At 59.0% G+C, this 7,940-nt stretch carries 3 protein-coding genes; all 3 read right to left on the bottom strand.

What is annotated here, in order from left to right; translation table 11 throughout:
* Positions 1 to 796: 796 nt before the first annotated feature.
* The 3 genes from HQL63_15195 to lsrF all read right to left on the bottom strand — a co-directional run bounded on the left by HQL63_15195 (position 797) and on the right by lsrF (position 7,810).
* Entirely contained in the window at positions 797 to 4,645 is a 3,849-nt protein-coding gene (locus HQL63_15195) for a Helicase associated domain protein (GenBank protein ID MBF0178170.1), read from the bottom strand.
* Between the two features lie 9 nt (positions 4,646 to 4,654).
* Positions 4,655 to 6,736, bottom strand: a complete 2,082-nt coding sequence (locus HQL63_15190; protein ID MBF0178169.1) for a bifunctional aldolase/short-chain dehydrogenase — start codon at positions 6,734 to 6,736, stop codon at positions 4,655 to 4,657.
* A gap of 192 nt (positions 6,737 to 6,928) precedes the next feature.
* Positions 6,929 to 7,810 (bottom strand): 3-hydroxy-5-phosphonooxypentane-2,4-dione thiolase, encoded by an 882-nt coding sequence (gene lsrF / locus HQL63_15185; protein ID MBF0178168.1) that lies wholly within the window; start codon positions 7,808 to 7,810, stop codon positions 6,929 to 6,931.
* Positions 7,811 to 7,940: the final 130 nt, after the last annotated feature.

Below are 7,940 nucleotides of genomic sequence, written 5' to 3'. Positions count from 1 at the left end.
GCAACATGGAAACCTCGTGTGGATTCTACCAGATAAACCAAGTTGGGACACTACCAAGGGTTGATCAGGTTTGCCTTACCTTACAAAACAAAAAAGTCTACGCATTCCACGCCGTTGTATCCTGCAAGTCGTCAAGAGGATAGATTGAAGGCAATTTTTGGGGATAGATATGACTATGATTACAAGACAAGACTAGGAGAGTTTTGTACGGCCATGGTAGGGTCGGGTGGGTATGATAGGGATTTGATCACGGAAGTCGCAAAAATGGAGGTTTCTCTTGTCAGACATAATCTGTATCTGAGAAGGATTGTTCTGAGGTATTTTAAGGCCTTGTTGATTCTCCTTTCGTCATCGTTCATGTCAGTTGCTTCAATGTCGTTTTATGGATGGACAAAGATTTTAGATTTCCCTCTGTCATGGAGTTTTATTATTCTATCGTTATTCAATTTGTTATGGTTGCTGCTGCTTTATGCTGTTGTAAGACTTCCTGTGAAATGGGTCTATAAGATATCATCCATGAACTCAATGCCAGAATATGAAAATGATATCCACTTAAAGTATTTTGAGTCATTGGTTAGCTGGGTTGTTGGTGTTTCTTCGATTGTTTTGTTTTTTACATTTATTTTTTTGATCGTTTAGATTGCAAGCCACCTACCCTTGGCATCCTGAAAGTGTTTTCAACGCTTTGACCCAAAATATGCCATGAGGGGAGACGCATGAGCATTACCTGCATCTCCCCGGATCCCGATTCGCCAAGACCCCATTTTTGGCCGGGAGCCGAGTGGTTGTTTGTCTGTCATGGTTCCCACCGAAACCCCATCTCTTCCAACCTTTTGATCCGTTCCGGTTCCAGGTCACCACGCGCCCGCCTTTGCCGCTGACTGGTCACCCAAAGGCCCAGTTGCGGATTTTCCGGCCAATCCATCGGCACGTCACAATGGCCGAAGCGTTGTTTATAAGCCTGCAAGGCCAAAAACAACTCCTCCTGGACCACCTGTTGTGGATCCCAAACAAAACCCAAGGGTTCGAGCAGATCTATGTGGCTCTGGGGCAACAGGCCGCCTTTATAGGCCTGACGTTGAGCCACCACCCAACTGGCAAGTTTGGGATGTTCCGCCCAGGCGCGTGGGACGAGACTATGACCAAAACGGCGGTGAAACGTGGTCAGGGCGATATGCATCTCCTGCCATAAAGCCTCCTGCATATCCCAAATAAAGCCGACAGCATTGAGACGGGTCACCCATTTGGGATTGAGGTTGCCATTTTGATAAGCCTTGCGCTGCGCCCCGACCCACCAGGCCAGATCGGCATTTTCCGGCCAAGGATCCGGGACGTTGCAATCACCATGCTTTTCCCGATAGAGCATCAACAGGGCGAACATCTCCTCCCAGAGGATTTCACGTGAATCCCAGGTGAAACCGATGTCGTTCAAACGCTGAACCCGTTCCGGACTGAGCTGCTCGCGGCGATTGCTTTGCCGCTGTTGGGCGACCCAACGGGCCAGGGCCGGGTTGTCGGGCCAATCCTTGGGCACGACACAATGGTTGCGCTCCCTCTGGAAGGCGAGCAGGGTGGCGTACATTCCTTCCCATTCGGCCTCCTCGGGGTTCCAAAGGATACCCAGGGCGGTGAGGCGTTCGGCACGCTCCGGATCCAGACGCCCCTGGGCCTGTTTTTTTCTCTGCTCCACCAGCCAGATTCCCAGCTCGGGAGTGGCAAGGGACTCCCTGGGAATGTGCATGTGGCCGTGGCGTTGGCGATACGCTGCCAATGTGGCAAATCGGTTCTCCCAGGCGCGCACTTCAGGATCCCAGACAAAACCCAGCGCATCCAGACGCGCCTGCCGCGTTGGCTCCAAACGTCCGCTTTTACCCATGCGGCACTGCCGCTCCACCCATTCGGCAAGCTCCGGTTGTCCCGGCCAGGAATCGGGGAACGGTCCCTCCGTGGGCAGAGAACGCTCCAGGGTATGAAACATGTTCTCCCAGGCTTCCGCTTCCAGATCCCAGACAAATCCCAGAGCATCCAGGCGTTGCCGCCGGGTGTCGGCCAGACGATCTTTGCGTTGGGCCCGGCGTTGCTCCTCGGCCCAGCGACCAAGGGGCAAATCGGCAGGGAAAGGGTCGGGAATCCGGGCATGTCCAGCACTCTCTCGCCAAGTGACGAGGTGGGCGAACATCTTCTCCCAGGCCTCTGCTTCGGGATCCCATACAAAACCCAGACGGGTCAAATCCTCAGCGGCCTGTGCATCGATCTCACCTTTGCGCCATTTGCGACGCACCTCCGCCACCCAGACAGCCAAAGCCGGATCGTCGGGATAGGGAATGGGAAGATCCATATGGCCGTTCAGATCGCGAAACAGGAGCAGCCGTTGTCGCATTTCGGCCCAATGGGCCGCTTCCGGATCCCAGACAAAGTTCAACAGGTCAAGAGCGGCGATCCGTTCTGGCTCCAGGGAGTTGTTTTTCCAATTTCTACGCTGTTCCGCAACCCAACGTGCCAATTCGGGATCTTCGGTCCAGACCGGTGGGACATGAGCATCACCCCGGCTTTCTTTGAAACGGACAAGACGTTGCCGCATCTGTTCCCAACGCGCCTGGGCCGGATCCCAGATGAAGCCAAGATCATCCAAAAGTTGGATGCGCTCCGGATCCATCCCCCCTTTTTTACGGAGCAGCCGCTGATTTTTGATCCATGACTGCAAGTCGCCGTCGCAACGATCCTCGCTGGTGAGATCACCATGACGTTCTTGATGGGTGAGGAGAGCGCCATAGTGTTGATCCCAGGCGACGGTCAGACGGCGCAGCAGAATATTTGCCAATTCCGGGGAGAGATCGCCGGGAACGCCACCTGGGTCAATACGGCCCATGTGTTCCATGAGGGGGGTCTGATCCCAGGATCCGGTGCGTCCAAGCTCGGTTCTTGCGTAGCGCAAACGTTTGCGCAAACGCACATCCACATCGCGGATGGTCTCCAGAATGTGCCAGAAACCAGGCATGGTGTCCGCCGTGATCCCCTCGGCCAGGGATGGCCCGGAAACCACCGGCAGCAACAACCATCCCGGCGTCTCTCTCTCCCTGTTGGCGGAGCGGAACTGCCCCCACACCGTGGTCCAGGTCTCCCAGGCATCCTTGCGCACCGAAGGAAAAAAGACTGCCGCATCCGCCTGGGGAAGATCCGCCCCGGAAGTGAGAGAACGATAACTGGCCAGCAGAACAGGGGTGGATGCCTCGTGAAAACTGGTCAGAATGCGCTGTTGCAGGGCTTCGGACATGGTGGCATCCAGGTAGAGAGCCTGCCAGCCGGAATCGCCGCCAATCAGACGGGCAAAGCCCCGGGCATCGTCGGTGGAGTCATGGAAGGTCAACACCTTGCGCACCCCGCAGACCCCCAAAGCCCGTTGCAGATCACCCCAAGGGGAGAACGGATCGGCCAGCCCCACCATGACCACCTTGATCGGACGCCACCCCTCATCCCTGGGCAGAGGATCGGCGGCAAGAGGTTCGAGGATGGCGCCAAAGCGGGCCGCATCTTCCAGAGAAAAAACCTGCCTGGTCTCACCCTCTCGGTCGCGCTGTTCCGGATCATGTCGGCGGAGGAGGGGTGTCAAAAAAAGGTGCCGGTCAGCTGGAAGATCCAGCGCCGATTTTTCGGCTTGGCCGACCAGATTCCAGGCATCTTCCAGAATGGCAAGCTGGGCGGGGGGGAGACCCGCCATGGCCTCGCGCAGCAGGGGCCGGGAGGCGTGCGTGGCGACAAGCACCCGGGTGCCATGAAAACGCCAGCCAAGAAAACGCCGCAACGGCTCCGGTTTGTCCAGTAGAGGAAAATCCAGATCGGTCCGCCGCAAGGCCGGATGATCGGCAGTGCGGCCCGGCAGGGGCTCCTGGGAGGCGGCCAGAACGGCCAGGGTGGACCACTCTCCCCGCTCCTGCCATGCCCGCATGAGCGTGCGAATGCGGGAGAGAGATCGCACCAGCACCAGCACGACGCCCGCTCCGCTGTTTTGCAGACAAAGGCGGCGCAACAGCGCGTTGTCACCCGCCAATCCCGGCAAAACCAGAGTCATCCGTTCCTGAGTCGAGGCGGACAAGTTGGCCAGAATCCGCTCCTGATGGCGTGGCAGGGGATCCCGTTCGGTAGGCAGACCACCCCCCATGAACCAGCGGCGCAAGGTTTGAAACGCTTCGGCATCCAGACGCTCCAGATCGGTGCGGGCGATGCGCCAAAAATCGGGGCGATTGTTCAAGGCCGTGGGAAATTCGGCTGGGCCATTGCAAAAGAGCAGTTTTTGCCACCAGACCTCAGGCGACTCCTCAAGAAAAAATCCCAAATCCTTGCGTTGTGGAGACTTGCGATCCGGGCGAAAGATGACCCGATAACCGATCCGGTCTCCCCAGGGGGTATCCAGACGGCCATCCGGTCCCGGCACGCCAGGCTCCACAGGGGGGCGTGGGTGGATCTCCCGGGCCAGAACCAGACGCCGGGTGGCGAGGAAGGCTTCGGCAAAAACCTCGAAGGCGGCCTGCTGCGCCCAGGGATCGACCAGAACAGTGATGCGATCTTCCAATTGGGTAAACGAAGTCAGGTCGTTGAATAAACCCTTCTGGATAAACTCCCGGGCACGGGGGTGCTTTGGTTGCATGGGCGGAGATCAGCGCGGTGTCGCGTCAGGCAGACCACCGTCCACGGGAATGGTGGCTCCGGTGGTGGGGGTCTGACGGGTGGCAAAATAGAGGACGGCCCGGCCTACATGGGTTGCCGTCACACGGGCCTTCAGCAGGTTGCGATTGCGGTAGTACTCCTCCAGACCTTTTTCGTCCAGGCCACGGGCCCGCATGCGGTCAGGCCCCACGGTGGCCCACAAGCCGGAACGGCGGTCGCCATCGGAAAAAACGGCGTCGGGCGAAACCATGTTGACCCGGATATCATGCTCCGCCAACTCCAGCGCAGCGACCCTGGCCAGTTGGTGCGAGGCCGCCTTGGTGGCGCTGTAGGCGCCAAACTGGGCGCCAGGGGCGAAAACATTTTTGGTGGAGACGAGAATCACGTCGCCGCCTGTTCCCTGTTGTTGCATATGAGGCCCCAAAACCGTCAAAAGGTTCAGGGTTCCCTCAACATTGACCTGGGCCACCCGGCGGAAGGCTTCCAGGTCCATGTTGGCCAGCAGGGAGACGTGCGCCAGACCGGCATTGATCACCACCAGATCGACACCACCCCAGGTTTCACTTACGGCTGCAAAGGCCCGGCGCACCCCTTCCGGATCGGTCACGTCCATGGGGACGCCGATGACTCTTCCGGCAAAATCGGTGCGCAACGCCTCGACCAGCGAGTCCAGTTGCCCACCCGGCAGATCGGTGGCGGCCACATGGGCCCCGCTGGCCAGCAGGGTCCGGCAGATGCCCGAACCGATCGCGCCGGCGGCGCCGGTCACCATGGCCACGGTACGGACCAGCGGGCGAGGGGGATGACGGCGCAATTTGGCAATCTGGAGGGGATAATATTCCATGTCGAAGAGGGCGTCCTCTGGCAATCCGGCATAGCTGCCCCCTTCGCTCACCAGGCGTTTGACGGCCAGAGTGTTGCGGGTGATATCCAGGGCCACGTCGGCTTCGCGGGCCGAAGATCCCACACAGACAACGCCCACCTGCGGTATGAGAACAACCCGGGGCAGGGGATCAAAGGGGACGGTTCCAGAGGCTGCACGGGCGGCATGGCGTTGCCAATAGGCCTCATAGGCCCGGGCATAACCCGCCACGGCGCCAGGGAGGTCGTTGGTGTCCGGACACCACAGGGGCAACGCCTTGGTGCGGATCAGGTGGTCGGTGGTCAGGGGAACCGTGACGGCAATCTCCCGTCCTGCCGGAACGGCCAGCAGTTCCAGAATAGCAGGGTCATGGCTGGCACGCAGGATGACCCGTTGGTGGGGACGATCCGGATTGCCCGATGGAGAGGCGAGAACTCCCCGCAACCGGGGAGCGATTTCCCGATAGCGCTCACGGGCTTCGGTCCCATCCACCGGCATGGAGGTCACCACAGGTTGCCGACGTTGCCGCTCCAGCCATGCCTCGGCTCGGGTGACCAGGTCGATGGTGGCATGGTAGGAGGCTTCGGCTGTTTCACCCCAGGTGATCAAACCGTGGTGCATCAGGACCATCCCCTGGCAGCCAGGATGGGCGGCAAAGGCGGCATCGGCTGCCTTGGCCAAGGCAAAACCGGGATGGACGTAAGGGAGCACGATCACCGCTTCCCCAAGGGCCTCCCGGATGGCATGAGCGGCATCGGTGCGGTTGGTCAGGGCGAGGATGGCATCGGCGTGGGTGTGGTCGATGAACCGGGGCGGCAGGAAGGCGTGCAGCAAAGCCTCGATGGAGGGAGCCGGAGCCTCCGCAGTCAACGCACGGGTGCGCAGGGCGTTGACCATGGCAGAGTCTGTCATGGTTTCCAGCGCTCGCAATGGACGCAGAGCGTCCAACTCCAGGCCGACATGCCCCTCTGGATGGATCGTTGCCAGATCAAAACCTGACCCTTTGACAAACAGGACCGGTCGATCCCGTCCCAAAAGGTCCGGCAGCGTGGTTTTGACCGAGGTGTTGCCACCACCGTGCAGCACCAGACGGTTCTCCTGACCGAGCAGGCGGCTGGCATAGGTGCGCAGGGCCAGAGCTTCACCGTGCTGGGAGCCCCAGGTTTGTACACTGGAGCGGGCATCCTGTTCCGACCAAAGATTGTGCATGGTTCTTCCTTGATGATCTGATCGCCAGGAGAGGGATCCAAAAAAACGCCTGAAGGACTGGGATGGAGATCCAGGAGGAAGGGCTGCGCCCTTCCTCCTGGTGGGGTTCGGGGCGAAGCCCTGACAAAGGCTTCCATGTTCAGGTCTTTTTCATGTTCAGGCCTTTTCTTAAAAAGATGCTGAACTGGCAAGTTATTTTTTAGCCTTCAGGGAGTTGTAGTAGTTGAAGGCCTCTTCGGGTCTGACCCCTTCATGGACTACCTTGCGCACGGCCAGGATCATGGCGGTAGGGGCGTCGGCCTGGAAAATATTGCGCCCCATATCCACTCCCAAGGCGCCTTGCTGGATGGCGTTGTGGGCCATGCGCAGGGCATCCAGCTCCGGAATTTTTTTGCCGCCGGCGATGACGATGGGTACCGGGCAAGATGCGGCCACCGTCTCGAACCCCTTTTCGACAAAGTAGGTTTTGACATAGCTGGCGCCCAATTCGGCGCAGATCCGACTGGCCAGGCGCATGTATTTGGCGTCTCGCACCAAATCTTTCCCCACGGCGGTGACGCCCAGAATGGGCATGCCATAGCGGTTGCCGATATCCACCAACCGGGTCATGTTGTGTACGGAGCGGGTTTCAAACTCACCCCCGATAAAGACTTGCACGGCCATGGCGGAGGCGTTCAGCCGGATGGCATCCTCCACATCCATGGCAATCTCTTCGTTGGAGAGTTCCTTGAGAATGCTGGGACCGCCGCTGGCCCGCAACACCACGCCACGGCTGAAGGTTGAGGGCATCGTGCTGCGCAAAATGCCACGGGTACACATGAGGGTATCTGCATGCGCCAACAGGGGTACAATGTTGACATCCATGCGCTCCAGGCCTGTGGTGGGCCCCATGAAGTAGCCATGGTCCACAGCCAGCATCACGGTCTTGCCTGACACCGCATCGAAAATGTTGGCCAGGCGGTTTTGCATGCCCCAATCCAGGGCGTGGCAGCCCTTGAGGTGAAACGGCCTGTTTTTTACAGGAATATCAAGGTGATAGTCGTGGATGTCCTGAGTCCCGTCGGTGTCCGCCATGGCATTTTCTCCTCATGCAGTCGAGTCTTGGTGGCGGGTGCGTGACCATTCTCAACCCGCGTCAACCCCCCATGCTACCAGAGCCTTCATCACGACTCAAACCCCTTTGCCGGACAGACAAGCACACATT

Source organism: Magnetococcales bacterium (assembly GCA_015231175.1).
Taxonomy (GTDB): Bacteria; Pseudomonadota; Magnetococcia; order Magnetococcales; family DC0425bin3; genus HA3dbin3.
Note: the sequence above shows the minus strand (reverse complement) of the source record. Positions and strands in the feature narration are given on the sequence as shown.

What these genes read in the sequence shown, in the direction of transcription:
- HQL63_15190 (MBF0178169.1), bottom strand. Translation starts at nt 6,736, where the DNA reads ATGCACAATCTTTGGTCGGAACAGGATGCCCGCTCCAGTGTACAAACC.
- HQL63_15195 (MBF0178170.1), bottom strand. Translation starts at nt 4,645, where the DNA reads ATGCAACCAAAGCACCCCCGTGCCCGGGAGTTTATCCAGAAGGGTTTA.
- lsrF (MBF0178168.1), bottom strand. Translation starts at nt 7,810, where the DNA reads ATGGCGGACACCGACGGGACTCAGGACATCCACGACTATCACCTTGAT.